The sequence below is a fragment of the Novosphingobium sp. ST904 genome (assembly GCF_001298105.1).
In the GTDB taxonomy this organism is placed as follows: Bacteria; Pseudomonadota; Alphaproteobacteria; order Sphingomonadales; family Sphingomonadaceae; genus Novosphingobium.
Window position 1 is genome coordinate 1 of the sequence record NZ_LGJH01000121.1, and the last position, 15,687, is coordinate 15,687.

17 protein-coding genes and 2 pseudogenes are annotated in these 15,687 nt (G+C 61.1%); 14 read left to right on the forward strand and 5 right to left on the reverse strand.

What is annotated here, in order from left to right:
- The 4 genes from ADT71_RS06000 to ADT71_RS30120 all read left to right on the forward strand — a co-directional run.
- Nucleotides 1-316 (forward strand): ATP-binding protein (locus ADT71_RS06000; RefSeq protein ID WP_197282929.1); only part of this gene is annotated, 316 nt, incomplete at its 5' end.
- Nucleotides 317-465: 149 nt separating this feature from the next.
- Nucleotides 466-741: a metal/formaldehyde-sensitive transcriptional repressor gene (locus ADT71_RS06005; RefSeq protein ID WP_021243461.1), complete on the forward strand. Its 276-nt coding sequence runs from the start codon at nt 466-468 to the stop codon at nt 739-741.
- A 10-nt stretch (nt 742-751) separates the two neighbouring features.
- Nucleotides 752-1,675, forward strand: a complete 924-nt coding sequence (gene dmeF / locus ADT71_RS06010; RefSeq protein ID WP_021243460.1) for a CDF family Co(II)/Ni(II) efflux transporter DmeF — start codon at nt 752-754, stop codon at nt 1,673-1,675.
- 25 nt (nt 1,676-1,700) lie between these two features.
- Nucleotides 1,701-1,868 (forward strand): DUF1289 domain-containing protein, encoded by a 168-nt coding sequence (locus ADT71_RS30120; RefSeq protein ID WP_081659631.1) that lies wholly within the window; start codon nt 1,701-1,703, stop codon nt 1,866-1,868.
- A gap of 28 nt (nt 1,869-1,896) precedes the next feature.
- On the opposite strand, the pseudogene cueR reads toward ADT71_RS30120, so the two are convergent.
- The 3 genes and pseudogenes from cueR to ADT71_RS06025 all read right to left on the reverse strand — a co-directional run bounded on the left by cueR (nt 1,897) and on the right by ADT71_RS06025 (nt 5,638).
- Nucleotides 1,897-2,282 (reverse strand): annotated as a pseudogene (cueR, locus tag ADT71_RS06015) (Cu(I)-responsive transcriptional regulator).
- Nucleotides 2,279-4,573, reverse strand: a complete 2,295-nt coding sequence (locus ADT71_RS06020; RefSeq protein WP_051187041.1) for a heavy metal translocating P-type ATPase — start codon at nt 4,571-4,573, stop codon at nt 2,279-2,281. Before ADT71_RS06020 ends, cueR begins: the two are co-directional and overlap by 4 nt.
- 177 nt (nt 4,574-4,750) lie before the next feature.
- Nucleotides 4,751-5,638 carry an NAD(P)/FAD-dependent oxidoreductase gene (locus tag ADT71_RS06025; protein ID WP_054435800.1) on the reverse strand — a complete coding sequence of 296 codons (888 nt, stop codon included), beginning with the start codon at nt 5,636-5,638 and terminating at the stop codon, nt 4,751-4,753.
- Nucleotides 5,639-5,953: 315 nt separating this feature from the next.
- Between ADT71_RS06025 and ADT71_RS06030 the strand changes: the two genes are divergently transcribed.
- Nucleotides 5,954-6,226, forward strand: a complete 273-nt coding sequence (locus tag ADT71_RS06030; RefSeq protein WP_021243456.1) for a flagellar biosynthetic protein FliQ — start codon at nt 5,954-5,956, stop codon at nt 6,224-6,226.
- Nucleotides 6,227-6,325: 99 nt separating this feature from the next.
- Nucleotides 6,326-7,608 (forward strand): annotated as a pseudogene (locus ADT71_RS06035) (type II restriction endonuclease).
- Nucleotides 7,609-7,614: 6 nt separating this feature from the next.
- On the opposite strand, the gene copD reads toward ADT71_RS06035, so the two are convergent.
- Nucleotides 7,615-8,550, reverse strand: a complete 936-nt coding sequence (gene copD, locus ADT71_RS06040) for a copper homeostasis membrane protein CopD (RefSeq protein ID WP_054435801.1) — start codon at nt 8,548-8,550, stop codon at nt 7,615-7,617.
- Between the two features lie 4 nt (nt 8,551-8,554).
- The gene (gene copC / locus ADT71_RS06045; RefSeq protein WP_051035789.1) at nt 8,555-8,947 is read right to left on the reverse strand and encodes a copper homeostasis periplasmic binding protein CopC; all 393 of its coding nucleotides are present in this window, start codon (nt 8,945-8,947) and stop codon (nt 8,555-8,557) included.
- Nucleotides 8,948-9,158: 211 nt separating this feature from the next.
- Between copC and ADT71_RS06050 the strand changes: the two genes are divergently transcribed.
- The 8 genes from ADT71_RS06050 to ADT71_RS06085 all read left to right on the forward strand — a co-directional run bounded on the left by ADT71_RS06050 (nt 9,159) and on the right by ADT71_RS06085 (nt 15,629).
- Nucleotides 9,159-9,755 (forward strand): cytochrome c, encoded by a 597-nt coding sequence (locus tag ADT71_RS06050; RefSeq protein ID WP_017502273.1) that lies wholly within the window; start codon nt 9,159-9,161, stop codon nt 9,753-9,755.
- A gap of 135 nt (nt 9,756-9,890) precedes the next feature.
- On the forward strand, nt 9,891-10,172 hold the full coding sequence (locus tag ADT71_RS06055; protein ID WP_017502274.1) for a hypothetical protein: 282 nt from the start codon (nt 9,891-9,893) through the stop codon (nt 10,170-10,172).
- Nucleotides 10,169-10,606 carry a periplasmic heavy metal sensor gene (locus tag ADT71_RS06060; protein ID WP_031290470.1) on the forward strand — a complete coding sequence of 146 codons (438 nt, stop codon included), beginning with the start codon at nt 10,169-10,171 and terminating at the stop codon, nt 10,604-10,606. The genes ADT71_RS06055 and ADT71_RS06060 overlap by 4 nt, the downstream gene beginning before the upstream one ends.
- Nucleotides 10,603-11,175, forward strand: coding sequence for an RNA polymerase sigma factor (locus ADT71_RS06065; RefSeq protein WP_021243451.1), 573 nt, complete (start codon nt 10,603-10,605; stop codon nt 11,173-11,175). Before ADT71_RS06060 ends, ADT71_RS06065 begins: the two co-directional genes overlap by 4 nt.
- Before the next feature lie 93 nt (nt 11,176-11,268).
- A complete protein-coding gene (locus tag ADT71_RS06070) occupies nt 11,269-13,164 on the forward strand; it encodes a copper resistance system multicopper oxidase (RefSeq protein ID WP_021243450.1) in 1,896 nt (631 codons plus the stop codon).
- 339 nt (nt 13,165-13,503) lie between these two features.
- Nucleotides 13,504-14,424: a copper resistance protein B gene (locus tag ADT71_RS06075; RefSeq protein ID WP_231635643.1), complete on the forward strand. Its 921-nt coding sequence runs from the start codon at nt 13,504-13,506 to the stop codon at nt 14,422-14,424.
- Between the two features lie 23 nt (nt 14,425-14,447).
- Nucleotides 14,448-15,140: a PepSY domain-containing protein gene (locus ADT71_RS06080; RefSeq protein ID WP_026109409.1), complete on the forward strand. Its 693-nt coding sequence runs from the start codon at nt 14,448-14,450 to the stop codon at nt 15,138-15,140.
- Nucleotides 15,141-15,182: 42 nt separating this feature from the next.
- Nucleotides 15,183-15,629: a DUF305 domain-containing protein gene (locus ADT71_RS06085; RefSeq protein WP_017502281.1), complete on the forward strand. Its 447-nt coding sequence runs from the start codon at nt 15,183-15,185 to the stop codon at nt 15,627-15,629.
- The last annotated feature ends 58 nt before the right edge of the window (nt 15,630-15,687 follow it).

Consider the following 15,687-nt stretch of genomic DNA (forward strand, 5'->3'; position numbering starts at 1 on the left):
CGGCCAGCTGGCAGAACGCCTGCTACGTCTCGACCTGCTCATCCTCGACGAGCTGGGTTATCTGCCCTTCAGCCCATCGGGCGGAGCCATGCTCTTCCATCTGCTCAGCAAGCTGTACGAGCGCACCAGCGTCGTCATCACCACCAACCTAAGCTTCAGCGAATGGGCTGGCGTGTTCGGCGATGCCAAGATGACCACCGCGTTGCTCGATCGGCTAACCCACCACTGCCACATCCTGGAAACCGGAAACGACAGCTTCCGCTTCCGTGCCAGCACCGCTGCGCCAAAAGCCAGAAAGGAGAAGCCAGCATCTTGAACCTGCCAGGATACGGCAGCACATAACCCATACCCACCCGGGTCAATTCTCAATGGAAACCCTGGGTCACATCTCAGTGGCAATCAACAGGCTCGGGGGCCTGAGACTGCTCTGGCTATCACCAACGAGATAGGGTAGGGGGGTATGCTATGGGACATTTGACCGAAGGCAGTGATGAGCTCCTGAAGCGCGTGCGACGTATCGCCGGGCAGGTCACGGCGATCGAGAAAGCGCTGACCGCCAACGCCGATTGCACGACGACTCTGCATCTCGTTGCAGCGGCGCGCGGCGCCATGAACGGGCTGATGGACGAGATTATTGAAGAGCATGTCCGAGCCCATGTGGCGGACCCCGACCTCACGGCCGAAGATCGTGCCGCGGGAGCAGACGAATTGATCGCGGTCATACGCCGCTACGCGAAATAAGGCTGAGATCATGACGACGTCCCGCGATATTGACGCCTTTGTGCACGACCATGTGTATCTGGGGGCCTCTCACGACGACAACGCTCGTCGGACGCTGTGGGTGGTGGTGCTGACGGCTGTGATGATGATCGGCGAGATTTTCGCCGGCTATGTCACCGGATCGATGGCGCTGCTGGCCGATGGCTTCCATATGGCAACGCATGCTGGCGCGTTGAGTGTCGCAGCGATTGCTTATGCCTATGCCAAGCAGCATGCATCGAACCGGCGGTTCAGCTTCGGAACAGGCAAGGTCGGCGACTTGGCGGGCTTCGCCTCGGCGCTGGTGCTGGGCCTGATCGCCCTGGGGATCGGGATTGAATCGATCCTTCGGCTGTTCGAGCCCATAAAGGTTGCCTTCGGCGAGGCGACCCTGATTGCCGTCGTTGGGCTTGGCGTGAATATCCTCAGCGCCTTCCTGCTGTCGGGCAGCCACCACCACCATCATGGGCATGACGATCATGCCCACGACCATCATGCCCATGGCGGCGACAACAATCTCCGCTCGGCGTATGTGCATGTCCTCGCCGACGCTCTCACATCGGTATTGGCAATCGCGGCCCTTCTGGCAGGCCGCTACCTTGGCTGGGTGTGGATGGACCCCGTCATGGGGATCGTGGGAGCCGTCGTAATCGCCCGCTGGTCCTGGAGCCTGATGCGAGATACCGCCTCAGTCCTCCTCGACTCGACCGACAGCCATGTTGCCGAGGAAATACAGGATCTCGTTGAAGGGCCAGGCGATGTGCGTATTGCCGATCTGCATGTCTGGCGTGTCGGTCCCGAGGCCCATGCCGCCATCGTCGGAGTGGTCGGCAGTGCGGGGATCAATGCAGGCGTGATCCGCGACCGGCTCGTGCCGGTCCATGAGTTGAAGCACCTAACAGTCGAATGCCACTGACGAGGTTGCTGTTAAGTCGCCGTGCATAGACCTGTGCCGTTTCGATGGCACGACCGGGTGGTGTCGAGGGTGCGGTAGGTCCAAACCCGAATGCCGGGCATGGAAGAAGGCGCAGCCTCAACAGCAACGCAAGATTGCTGCCGATCTTCCGCGCCGGCTCGCGAAACTGGCGGGTCGCGAGTTGCAGAAATGAGCGCGAAGGCCCCGCGCGAAGACTAGATTCAAGATTCCAGATGCGTCAGGATCGGACATTCCGGCCGATTGTTACCGTGACAGCTCCTCGCCAGATCCATCAGCGCTGCTCGCATCGCATTAAGCGCGTCCGCCTTGCGGCCAAGGTCGGCTGCGCGGGACTCTGCCAGTGCCTTGACCTCGGCACTGCGCGGGCCCGATCGGACCATAGATCAAGCAGCTTTCGGATTTCTTCGATTGGAAAGCCGAGGTCGCGGGCATTGGCTATGAACCGAAGTCGATGCACATCGGCATCCGAGTAGTCGCGATACCCACTATCCCGCCGCGCCGCCGACGGGATCAGGCCGATTTTCTCGTAATGGCGGATCATCCGCTGAGAGACCCCGCTCGCGTCCGATGCCGCGCCGATGTTCACAATTCCACCCGGTTGAGCCGCAATGCGTTCGTCACGACGCTGACGGAGGACAGTGCCATCGCGGCCGCCGCGATGATCGGCGAGAGCAGGATGCCGAAGATCGGGTAGAGCAGCCCCGCAGCGATCGGGACCCCGGCAGCGTTGTAGATGAAAGCGAAGAACAGGTTCTGGCGGATGTTGGACATCGTTGCTTCGCTCAAACGGCGCGCACGAACGATGCCGTTCAAGTCGCCCTTCAGCAGGGTGACGCCGGCGCTTTCGATTGCGACATCGGTGCCCGAGCCCATCGCAATGCCGACATCGGCGACGGCGAGCGCGGGCGCGTCATTAACTCCGTCGCCTGCCATGGCCACGATGCGCCCCTCAGCTTTCAATCGCGAGACCACATCGCTTTTCTGATCCGGCAACACTTCGGCTTCGACATCATCGATTCCAAGTTTCCGCCCGACCGCTTGTGCTGTTGTGCGATTGTCGCCCGTCAGCATGACAACCCGGATGCCCTCCTTGCGAAGCGCCGCGATAGCCTCAGCCGTCGTTTCTTTGATTGCATCGGCAATGGCAAGGATGCCGGCGGCCTGTCCGTCGATCCCGATGAAGATGGCGGTCGCGCCGTCTTGGCGCAGCTCATCCGCCTGCGGCTCAAGGGCGCGAACCTCGATCCCGTTTTCTGACAGGAAGCCGGCATTGCCCAGCGTGATGCGCTTGCCATCGACCGTGCCGATCGCTCCCTTGCCGGTTGGGGAATCAAAGTCGGTGACCTCGGGGAGCGCAATCCCCCTATCCTTGGCGGCGGCGACCACGGCCAGCGCCAGCGGATGTTCCGATGCCCGCTCCACGCCGGCGGCAAGCCGCAGCAGCTCGGTCTCCTCATAGCTTGTCGCGGGAACGATGCGGGTAACCGACGGCCGGCCCTCGGTCAGCGTGCCGGTCTTGTCGACGACCAGTGTGTCGATCTTCTCCATCCGCTCCAGCGCTTCGGCATTCTTGATCAGCACGCCGAGCCCTGCACCCCGGCCGATGCCGACCATGATCGACATCGGCGTCGCCAGCCCCAAGGCGCAGGGGCAGGCGATGATGAGGACAGCGACAGCGGCGATCAGGCCATGGGCCAGACGCGGCTCTGGTCCCCAGATTCCCCACACGCCAAAGGCAATGAGCGCGATCAGCAGGACCGCGGGCACGAACCATCCCGCGACCTGATCGGCCAGGCGCTGGATGGGTGCCCGCGAACGCTGGGCGTCAGCGACCATCTGGACAATACGCGCCAACATCGTGTCGCGTCCGACCTTCTCCGCGCGAATGACGAGGGCGCCGCTTTGGTTGATCGTTCCGCCGATGACCGCATCGCCCAGCGCCTTTGTGACCGGCATCGACTCGCCCGTCACCATCGACTCGTCGAGCGAGGATCGGCCGTCTTCGACCTTGCCATCGACGGGTACTTTTTCGCCGGGCCGCACACGGAGACGATCACCGACGGCCACCTGCTCGAGCGAGACCTCCTCATCATCCCCGTCGGCGCCAATGCGGCGCGCGGTCTTGGGCGCGAGGTTGAGTAGCGCCTTAATTGCGCCCGAAGTCCGCTCGCGGGCGCGCAGCTCGAGCACCTGCCCCAGCAGCACGAGCACGGTAATGACGGCGGCGGCTTCGAAATAGATCGCGACCGTCCCGTCCATCATCCGAAACGCTGCCGGGAATACCGACGGGGCGATGGTTGCCACCACGCTGTAGGCCCAGGCCACGCCCGTGCCCATCGCGATCAGGGTGAACATATTGAGGTTCCGTGTCCGCACGGACGCCCACCCACGTTCAAAGAATGGCCAACCCGCCCAGAGCACGACCGGGGTAGCCAGCGCAAACTGAAGCCAACCAGATAGTTGGGGCGGTACAAGATTGTGCAGCGCCGGGAAGAGGTGGCTGCCCATCTCCAGGACAAACACCGGGATGGTGAGCAGCAAGGCGATCCAGAAACGCCGGGACATATCCAGAAGTTCACCGCTCGGCCCAGTGTCTGCCGTCACAAGTTCCGGCTCAAGGGCCATGCCGCAGATCGGGCATGGCCCGGGATGATCCTGGCGGACCTCCGGGTGCATGGGGCAGGTCCAGATTGCGCCCGGTTGAGCGGTTGCCGCCTCCTTCTCACCCTCGGACAGGTAGCGCTCCGGGTCAGCGACAAACTTCGTGCGGCAACCCGCGCTGCAGAAATGATAGTCCTCGCCGTCATGCGAGGCATGATGTGACGTTCCCGTCGGATCAACCATCATCCCGCAAACCGGATCTTTGACCGTTTTCACGTCCGTGCCGCCACCGTGCTTGCCGGCGCAGCAGCTATGGGCGCCCGAATTGCTAGCTGGAACAGGATCAGTCACAGGCTCGTCTCCTTATCGACGAAATGCAATCTGGGGTCTGACATCGTGTCAGGGTCAAGCCCGACATGCATATATTTTTGATGGCTGATTCTGCGCTGGCTCTCAGCCGGGCAACAGATTGTGGATCGCCGTTGCAGCCTTGGCGGCCTGACCGGCCGCAACAGCAATTTGATCCAGCCCTTCGACCATGTCGCCAGCAGCGAACAGGCCGCTGACCGTCGTTTGTTGATGCTCGTCGACGACAATGCACCCTGCCTGGTCCAGTTTCGCACCGGCCATGTGCGCGAGTTCCGAGCGAGGGGAGGTTCCGAGGGCAACATAAAGGGTGTCGAAGCGAAGCGATCGGCCATCGGTCAATTGAGCGATCAGATCCTTTCCATCGATCGACAAATCTCGGACAGGGGCGCGTTCGACCGCGATACCGCTTCGAGCCAGATCTGCCTCTTCGGCCTCCGACAGTTGCGAGCCGTCCTGCGCGAGCAAGGTGACGGTGTCGCTATAGTGCCGCACGAACACAGACTCGGCGGCGCCATGGTCTGAGCACCCCAGCACGGCCACCCGCTTGCCGCGTACCTCATAGCCGTCACAGATCGGGCAATAGCGTATCAGACCTTGCACGAGGCCTCGATCATGCGTTTCCAGCGCCATTCGCGGACGATGATTTCTCACGCCTTGGGCAAGCAATATCGTGCGGGTATTGACGGCCTCGACACCTGTAGTGACCAGGAAGCCCGTCCGGGTCTGTACAATCCCATTGGCTAAACCATCGGAGAGCTTCGCGCCGTAACGCAGGGCATGCCGGCGCATCCGCGACAGCAGATCGTCGCCCGATATGCCGTCTGGAAAACCCATCAGGTTGTGCGTGGCTGGAATGGAGGACGCGCGGCCGTCGCCGGCATCGATGACCAGCGTAGAACGCAGAAACCGGCCCAGATAGGTGGCTGCTGTCAGCCCTGCCGGGCCACCGCCTATGATGACGCAATCGTACATGCGAGCCTTTCGCTGACCTCGGCCGTCACTGATATTACGCGGTACGATGCCTCTTCCCTCGAACAGAGACACGCTCTTCCAAAAAAAAGATCGGGTCGTGAGGGGTAAAACGCCAGCGCTGCGTAAATTGAGATGAAGCCCATCGCCTGGCAGGATGGACAGCCGAGGTGCCCACGGGTCGCAGCGTGGCGCCGGGGCGAGCGGATGTGGGGAAGACGGATTGGAATCAACCGATCGCGCTCCGTGTCGCTCGCCCCGCAACAAAGGTTGCAGCATCACGGGCAGGGGCGTCAGCATCATAGTCGGGTGGGAGCAATGGAGACCTACAGCCCTTTCTCGGCCTCGATGGGCCAGGCGCTTTGGGTGATCATGATCGTCGCTGGCCCCCCGCTGATAATCATGTTGGTGGTGGGGCTGATTATCTCAATGATCCAGGCTGCTACATCGATCAACGAACAGACCGTGAGCTTCGTCCCCAAGCTCCTGACGTTCATCTTGTTCCCCGCGCTTTACGGGGCAACCGCTGGCGATCTCCTGATCGACTATACCCGTGACCTGCTGACGCATATTCCGGACGATATCAAATAATGAGGACCGATTTTCATTCGGGGCGACCACGCAAAAACTGGTCGAATACGGGACGGAGTGCTAGCGTCGGAGAGGATCGGCGCGAAAGGGGAGCGGGGTTTGGCGGAGTTTGAATTGCTGGCGCGGCAACTGATCCAGCGATGGAAGGAAGACCCGAACGCGACGTACCAGAGCTGGTTTCTTTGGGATGAGCGCATCAAGAACTTTCGCTCGATCAGGCGTGGTCTGGCTCAGGTGGTTGCTGAGATCGAAGCCGGTCGGTTTGGCGTGGCCTATCGCGGTTCTTCTCTGGAGACGGTCGTTCATTCAGTCGCCGAGCAGAGGCAGATCTTCAAGGGCGCGGACCATGCGTTTCTCTGGAAGCCCAAATTGCGCATTCCCGACATCTATGAAAACCCGGCGAACCAACGCGCGTTTGGTCGATTGCTGGACCATTGCGCCTGTTGCGACACCGCGGAAGAGATCATCGCAGGTATTCACACGATTGATCGTCTGAACATCAAAGGGCTGGGGCCAGCGGTGGCCAACCTCCTCTATTTCCTGCATCCAACCCTCGTGCCGCCGTTCAACACGGCGATCGTCAACGGCTATAACAAGCTGACCGGCGGCAAGGTGAAGCTCGGAAGCTGGCAGCATTTTCTCGCAATGCGCTCGGGCGTGCTCGACCTGAACGAGCGTTTTCGCGATCTGCTGTCGAACGATCTGGGCGCCATTGGTGGCCTTCTGTTCGACATCGGCTCGGGCCGCTATCCCGCGCCCCCGCGCGACGAGGAAGACCAGACTCTAAGATCCTGGGCCGCGCGCCTCGAGCAAGCCCGGGCCGAAGCTCAAACCCTCAACAAAGCGCTGCAAAAGCAGGGCGAGAGTGACCGCACCCATTCGGAAATCCAGGCGTGGCTGCGCGATATCGGTCTAGCGCTGGGGTATGACATCTGGATCGCATCCAATGACCGGGGACGGCTGCATGACGGGGTGCGCTTGGGGGAGGGGTGCCTCGAGAGCCTGCCAACTTCCATTTCGACATCGACGGGAGCGGATGCGATCCGCCTCATCGATGTTTTGTGGCTGGAGCAAGGCGGCGACCGGGTCGCGGCAGCCTTCGAAGTCGAACATTCGACCTCCATCTATTCGGGTATCGTCCGGATGCTGGACCTTGCGCTGAGCGGCAGCGATCTTCACGCGACAGCCGGATTGTTTCTTGTCGCTCCTGACGCTCGCGAAAGCGAAGTCCGCGCGCAAATCGCAAGGCCCGCGTTCAACCGGATCGCGGACCTCAAATCGCCTATCTTCCCTATGGCGAGCTCGAACGGCACAAGGAGGCGATTTCCCGGTTTGGCTCGGGTCTAAAGGCGATCAAGGCGATATCGCGCGCGCTGCCTTGATGCCTTTTACATCCCGGAGGCAGGTGGCGCCAACAGCCCCAACCAGGCAACTAAGATAAGAATGGTAACGGCGCAGCCGGTCTCGATTGCGAGGCTGCGGCGGAGCGACCCTATCGCCGAGGAGGTGTTGCCTGTCTCGATCGCCGCCGCGAGCGACGGCGTCAGAAAGTAGCGATTGGCCGCCGCCAGCAACAGCATCAAGCCGAACAGCAGCAGCTTTGCCACCAGCAGCAGGCCATAGAGGCTGGTAAACATGGATCCCAGATTGGAGGGGCCGATCAGTATCCAACTATTGATCAAACCCGACACGATAAGCAGCGCCACGACCACCGATCCGACCTTCGCAAATCCATCCAGCGCGCGGTGCGAGAGGTGAATGTGATCCACCGCCATGCGCGCGGCAGGGCGGAAAACGAGGAGGCAAAGCGCGAACAACGCGCCTACCCAGATGCCAGCTGCCCAGAGATGGATGATATCGGCACCAAGATGGACCCATCCCAGCAAGCCTTCGTCGGCAGCGCCATGCCCCGTCCAGGCCAAGGTCGCCAGAGCGACAGCGGCGGTCGCTGACAGCGACCACAGGGCGAAAGCGGGACGCCGCCAACCGACGATGGAAAAATAGAGCACGAGCAGGAGGGCCGCGACCCGTACCTGCCAGACCGTCCCGATCGCAGTGCCCGATATGAGAAGATTGACCGTGGCGCGGTCTACCTGATCGAGTGGCACGCCCCCCATCGAGGCCGCCAGGACCATCATGCCCAGGATAGATAATACGATACCGGCCAGCGCGATTGTCGCCAACACCGACCGGAAACGCAGGACCGAGCCGGATGCCCGCTCAGTCCCGCGCAACGTGTAGAGGCCGAACATCGGCAACCCGAAGAGGAGCATGAGATCGAGGAAAAGTCCCAGCCTCACTGCGATCGCTATGATGTCCGGCACGGTCTTACTGGACCTTGAAGGTGTAGCTGCCCTGGATGCGATGGGTGTCAGCAGAGACGACGTGATAGTCGACCTTGTAGGTTCCAACCGGCAACGGCTTGGCAAGCGTCGCGACGAGCGTCTTGCCATCGGCGCCCACGGTGGCCTTGACGCCGTTCATCTTCATCGGCGCCATCTTCATGCCTGGCATTTCGGTCATCGTCAGGTCGAGCCCGGAAAATTGTGCGACGAGCGCTTCAGAAAAGACGAGCTGAATTCTGGTCGGGGCGGCGACCACGGCATTTGCGGCAGGGGTGGCGGCATTGAGCTTAGGGTGAGCCTGCGCAGCGGTAGCGGTGAGGACAGACGCCGCCATGGCGACGGCAAAGATTGTTTTACGAAACATCGATTTCTCCATGGGCGGCGAGACTGCCGACACATCGAATTACGCACCACGCGGCGCCACCCCTCATCAGGCGCGCAAGAATTCTGCAAATCAGAACCCCGGCGGGATTTGCGAATGAGATCTGCGCGACAGATGAGGGATCGAAGCTTGCAGTGCGTATGGACAATTGGATGGGTGTGAGAACCACCCGGATCCAAGGGACGCTGCCGCTCGGGAGGAAGCTATGGAGAATGCTAGGACGACTTGGCTGCGCAGGCACTTTCCAAGTGTAGGTTTTATCGCTGCGACAGCGCTGGTCGGCGGCGCGCTAGCGGGGATCGTCGTCTATGTGGGTGCCTATGACATCGGGGCGGATTCGCCGCACACCAAACCGGTCTATTGGCTGATCGAGCAGCTCCGAGATCGTTCCATCGCCGTGCGATCTCGTGATGTGAATGTCCCGGCCAACCTTGGGGACGTGAAGCGGCTGCAGAGCGGGGCGGGGCTCTACACCGAGATGTGCAGCGGCTGCCATCTCGGGCCAGGACTGGAAAAGTCCGAAATCAGCCAGGGACTCTATCCGAGGGCGCCGGAGCTTTCCCGCGAGGAGCAAAGATCGCCAAAGGAGCAATTCTGGATCATCAAGCATGGGGTCAAGCTGACCGCGATGCCAGCTTGGGGTAAGACCCATAGCGACGAACTGATCTGGGATATGGTGGCTTTCGTAAGGCAACTTCCGCGTATGTCACCCGCCCAATATCAGGCGGCAATAGCCAGTGCGCCCGAAGACCATGACGCGATGATGAAGGATATGCCCGGCATGACGAAGACGGCGCCATAGCGTTGCGGCTGCTCCGTCGCTGTTGCTCAGATCTGCCCGCTATGTGCGATGCTTTGACGGACAGGCTGATAGAGGGGAAAGTAAAGAACACGTCCTGGGCCGTTGCCCCGGATTGATTGAGGATTGGACTTTTCGATGGATACCGACCTGGACCGGCTGCTGAGCCGCTTACGCAACGAACCGACGCATCCGGGGCTGATTGGTCTGGAGGATGCTGTGTTCCGACGCATAGCGGCATTGCCGCAGGTTTCGACCGCGTCTCAATTCCGCCTCGGTGCGGTCGCGGCTTTCGGAGCGGTACTGCTGGGTATCGCCAGCAATGGCTTTACGCCGCGTGCCGAGGCGTCGGTCACGCTATCGCCTTTCGGGCCATCAAATCCGCTTGCCCCTTCGACGCTGCTGGTAGGTTCTCAATGAAGCCCAAATTGCTCCTCCTCGTCGCCATCGTCGCCTTTGCATCGGCGGTTGCGGGCGTGTTCCTGGGCCGCTACTTTTTCCCGCAGCCCAAGGCAGCCGGCGTCGAGCTCCACGATGTCTTGCACAGCAAGCTCGATCTGGATGATCGTCAGAAGGCCAAGATCGAGCTGCTAGAGCAGGGTTTCGCCGTGCGTCGGCGCGCGCTGGAGCTTGAACTGCGATCGGACAATGCGCGTCTCGCAGCCGCGATCGAGGTCGAACATGGCGAAGGGCCGCGTGTGACCGCGGCCGTCGATCAGTCGCATCAGGCAATGGGCGAACTGCAAAAGGAAACGCTCGGGCACATCTTCGCCATGCGGCAAATCCTTCGCCCCGATCAGGCCAAGACCTTCGATCAGGCGGTGGTTCATGCGCTCACCGACGATGCACGGTGAGTCTGGATCTCCAGGCGTGTTCGGACGGTGAACTAGCGGCACTGACGCTTGCCGGTCGGCAGTCGGCTTTCGCCGAGATTATGCGTCGGCACCAGACAGCGATATTTCGACTGGTGCGCGGCCTGGTCGGGAATGCCGAGGAAGCACTTGATCTCACGCAGGACTGCTTTGTATCCGCGTTCAGCCATCTGCGGAAATATGATGGTGCGCGTCCGTTGCGCGCCTGGCTATCCCGGATCGCGATTAACAAATGTCGCGATTGGCGCCGCCGCCAGAGGGTGCGGCAGCTCTTCACATTTGGCTCCGCGCCGTCGGATGATGAGATTGAGCAAGTGCCGGATGACGCACCCTCCGCACATGCCAGTGCTGAATCGAAAATAGAGGTGGAGCGACTGTCGGCGGCGATCAGCGCATTGCCTGCCACGTTGCGTGAAGTCCTGATGCTCAGGACCGTCGAAGGGCTCAGTCAATCAGAGGCCGCCAAAGCGCTTTCCGTCAGTAGCAAGGCTGTGGAGACGCGCCTGTATCGCGCGCGCGCGCGCCTCGCAGAAATACTCGCTGAGGAATGAGGGGTGCGCGCTGCTCGCGCGTAAGGATAAAGAGATACCGCGCTTAAGCGTCTTTTCAGACCCAAAGTGCTGCACGTTGAACAAGGAGATATTATGTCCCCCGGATTGAACCGCCGCGACCTTTTCCGCGGCGCTGCGCTGGCCGGCGGTGGCCTCGCATTGTCGGCATGGCTGCCGGCATGGGCTCAACCCATTTCGTCCGGGATTGCCAAGCCACTGCCAACGGTCAGCGGGAACGATATCACGCTCAAGATCGCGCATCAGATGATGATGATCGACGGCCGACAGAGCCATGCCATCGGCATCAATGGCACTGTGCCTGCGCCCCTCATCCGTCTGCGTCAGGGCCAAAACGTCCGCCTGTCGGTGATCAACGATCTCGAGGAAGACAGCTCGATCCACTGGCACGGCCTGCTTTTGCCGTTCCAGTTCGACGGCGTGCCCGGCATCAGCTTCCCCGGCATCAAGCCCAAGTCGACCTTTGTCTATGAGTTCCCCATCGTCCAGGCTGGCACCTATTGGTATCATAGCCATTCGGGGCTGCAGGAGCAGTTAGGTCATTACGGACCGATTGTCATCGACCCGGAAGGCGAGGATCCGATTCAGTCGGATCGAGAGCATGTCATCGTGCTCTCCGACCATAGCCAGATGCATCCGCACGCAATTTTCCGGAAGCTCAAGCAGGTCGGCGGTGGCTATTTCAATTATCAGCGGCAAACGCTGGCCGGTTTGCTGGCCAAGGAAGACCAACCCCTCAAGGACCGACTTGACTGGGGCAATATGCGGATGGATCCGACCGACGTGTCCGATGTCACGGGCTCGACCTATACCTATCTCGTGAATGGGCATGGCCCACGGGACAACTGGACCGCGCTTTTCAAGCCAGGTGAGCGCGTTCGCCTGCGTTTCGTCAATGCCTCCGCGATGACGACGTTCAATGTCCGGATTCCCGGTCTCAAACTTACGGTTGTTCAGGCCGACGGGCTCAATGTCAGGCCGGTCGAGGTCGACGAGTTTCAGATCGCGGTTGCCGAGACCTATGATGTCATCGTTACTCCGACCGATGATCGCGCCTACACGCTGGTCGGTGAATCCGTTGATCGTTCGGGCATGGCACGCGCCACACTGGCTCCGCGTGAAGGCATGACGGCCGAAGTTCCGCCGCTCCGCAAGCGGCCCCTTGCCGATATGAAGGACATGGGCATGGGGGACATGGATATGAGCGGCATGTCCGGCATGGACCACGCAGCAATGGGGCATGACATGTCTGCCGGCGGAGCTGCCGCGGGCGGGATGGCAGGCATGGATATGGGGGCCGGCGCGTCGATGCCAAGCATGCAAAAACCGGCGGATAGTTCCATGGCCAACATGCCCGGAATGGGCAGCGGGTCCGGTGATACAATGGGCGGCATGGCGATGGGCGGAATGGGCGGCATGAACATGCGCGACGCCAGCAAAGCGCCGCAGGTTAAGATGGGACCGGGTGTCCAGACGATCTCGCCCATGCCGATGGATCGCACGGGAGAACCGGGACAGGGTCTCGAAGACGTTGGCCACCGGGTTCTTGTCTATCGCGATCTCATGGCGGTGGAGCGCAACCCCGATGTTCGCGCGCCAGACCGCGCGATGGAAATCCACCTGACCGGGAATATGGAACGCTATATGTGGTCGTTCGATGGGGTGAAGCTCAGTGACAAGCGCGAGCCCATTCCCTTTATCGAAAACGAAAGGGTCCGCGTCACGCTCGTCAATGACACGATGATGTCGCACCCGATCCATCTTCATGGGCATTTCTTCGAGCTGGTGACCGGGCATGGCGAGTATTCGCCGCGCAAACACACCGTCAATGTCGCACCAGGAGGCAAGGTAAGTTTCGACGTCACCGCAGACGCAGTCGGCGACTGGGCGTTTCACTGCCATATGCTCTATCACATGCATGCCGGGATGATGCGCGTCGTCTCTGTCCGTCCCCGGGGAGATGCCGCATGAAGTCGCTTCTCCTTCTGATCGGCGCGGCCCCGCTCGCCTTGGCGACCCCAGTCAGCGCGCAGTCGATGCAGAATATGCCGGGCATGAACATGCCTGCTGCTCAGCCAGCGGCGAAGAAAAAGCCGGTGGCCAAGCCAGCAAGCCAGCCCAGGCGCGCCGCTGCGCCCACGGCTAAGGGCAAGCCTGCCACCCCGAAGCGCCGGGCACCGGCAGCAAAACCCAAGTCGGCGCCGCACGACATGTCGGCATGGGGGCTATGTCCGGCATGGAGATGCCCGGTGACAAGACGCCTCCAACGGCTGACCCGCATGCCGGCCACGACATGTCCGGCATGCTGGCATGACCATGCCCGATGGGGCGGGCGGTACGATGAAACACGACATGCCCGGCATGGACATGCAGGCGGCACCCGGCGGTCAGCCGATGCAGCACGATATGTCGTCGATGCCCGGCATGGCGATGGATGGGCCGATGGCAGCCCATGGCGCTGGTGGCACCAGTCTCATGCCCGGCAACGCCCCTGCACCCCAACCTCCTACCGACAACTATGCCGACCGCGTCTACAAAAACGGCGAGATGGCGGCTTCGCGTACCATGCTGCATAAGGAACATGGCGGCTCATCCAGCTCGATGATCCTGTTCAATCTGGCGGAATATCAGGTCCGTAACGGCCGCGACGGCTATCGGTGGGACGGGGAGGCGTGGTTCGGCAAGGATCTCGATCGGCTGGTGGTCAAGACAGAGGGTGAGGGCGTTCTTGCTGGCAGAAGCGGCACCTACATGGAGACCGCAGAAGTTCAGGCGCTCTACAGTCGTGCACTCGACCCTTATTGGAACCTCCAGGCGGGTGTCCGTTACGATTTCAAACCCAACCCATCCCGTACTTATGCGACGATCGGTATTGAGGGGGTGGCGCCTTACTGGTTTGAGACCGAGGCTGCCCTGTTTCTGTCGAACAAAGGCGAGGTGTTGGGGCGGATCGAGGGCTATTATGATCAGCGTATCACGCAACGCCTCATTCTCCAGCCGCGCCTGGAAGTGAACCTTTCAGCACAAAATGTCCCGGAGACGCGGATTGGAGCGGGCATCACGAACGCCGAATTGGGACTGCGTTTGCGTTACGAACTGCGCCGCGAATTTGCCCCCTACATCGGCGTTTCTTACGACCGAAAGTTCGGGCGGACGGCGGACTATGCACGCTCAGACGGAGGGGACGTGAAGGCGGCCAGCTTTGTAATCGGTGTTCGGACCTGGTTCTGAGAAGCGCCAAACTCCGCTTCCACATCGGGGCTAGCCGCGTTCATCGCTGGTTAGCCCTGGTTATCGGCGTCCAGCTGCTGCTTTGGTTTGCGAGCGGTCTTGTCATGAGCCTGTTGCCGATCGAGCGAGTCCGCGGTGAACATCTCGTCGAGCGATCGTCGCCGGCGATATTGGAACAGTCGAGATCGCGCGCGCCGTTGGACCTAGTGTTGCGCGCGGCGACCAGACCCGTGCGTGAAGTCCGATATCGCGCGCTGCTCGGCCGCGAGATTGCGGAGGTCGAGTCTATCGATGGGACGATCTCACTCCACGATGCAGAAACAGGTCGTCGACTTGGTCCCGTGAACGCTGCGATGGCTCGCGCGGTGGCGATACAGGCCTACCGTGGTACGTCGGAGCCGCCGAGCGTGCGCCTGGTTGTGGCGTCGACCCCAGAATTCAAGGGCGTCCTGCCGGCCTGGCGGGTGGACTTCCCTGACCGCGAAGCGACCCGCGTCTATGTTGCCCAGAATAGTGGTCGGATCGTCGCTGTGAGAAATGGAACGTGGCGCCTGTACGATTTCTTCTGGGCGCTCCACATCATGGATTGGAAAAACCACGAAAATTTCAACACGCCGTGGTTGATGGCGTTTGCCGCAGGTGGTCTCGCATTGGCGATCGCGGGTTCGGCACTTTTGTATCTTCGGTGGCCGCGAAAGCGACGCCGCACGGGTTGAATAGTCAAGCAGGATCGGGGCGGGGGCCAAAGGAGACGACCAATGATGAAAAATGCCTATGCGAGCCTCGCCCTGCAGACCTTGGTTGGCGGCGTCATCATGTATCTGGTGATGTTCGTCATGATCGACAGCTTGGGGAGCTTCTACAACAACCTGAATATGCTCTACATGACGCTAATGATGGTGGCGCCCATGGTGGTGCTGATGGTCCTCGCGATGGGCCATATGTTCCCGTCGAAAAAGGCAAACGCGGCCCTTATATTAGGGTCAGTTGCGATATTCGCCGGATCATTTGCCCTCATCCGCACGCAAACAACGATCGGCGATACAGCATTCCTCCGATCGATGATCCCGCATCATTCGGGCGCGATCCTGATGTGCCGCGAGGCCTCCTTGAAGGATCCGGAAATCGTTCGTCTGTGCAGCGGCATCGAGGAATCTCAGCGCCGCGAAATCGATGAAATGAAGGCTATTCTAGCCCGCAAGTAGGCTTCGCGCTCCCGTTCCCGTAAATTTTGTGCCGCCTCACGAGGGAAATGGCGCGCCC